The sequence below is a fragment of the Paraburkholderia sp. BR14320 genome, from assembly GCF_040948665.1.
Lineage (GTDB): Bacteria > Pseudomonadota > Gammaproteobacteria > Burkholderiales > Burkholderiaceae > Paraburkholderia > Paraburkholderia youngii.
This window is the reverse complement of sequence record NZ_JBFPKG010000356.1, coordinates 1-255: the sequence shown is the minus strand read 5'-3', so window position 1 is coordinate 255 and position 255 is coordinate 1. Positions and strand designations below refer to the sequence as shown.

1 pseudogene is annotated in these 255 nt (G+C 60.0%); it reads right to left on the bottom strand.

The window, feature by feature from the left end:
- A pseudogene (tuf, locus tag AB3X89_RS40630) lies at positions 1-255 on the bottom strand (elongation factor Tu); the annotation flags it as partial.

Here is a 255-nt window from a genome sequence, read left to right as displayed (position 1 = left end):
CGACCGTACGGCCACCTTCGCGGATTGCGAAGCGGAGACCTTCTTCCATCGCGATCGGGTTGATCAGCTTCACCGTGATCGACACGTTGTCGCCCGGCATCACCATTTCCTTGTCCTTCGGCAGCTCGATCGAGCCCGTCACGTCGGTCGTACGGAAGTAGAACTGCGGACGGTAGTTGTTGAAGAACGGCGTGTGACGGCCGCCTTCGTCCTTGCTGAGCACGTACACTTCAGCCGTGAAGTGGGTGTGCGGGT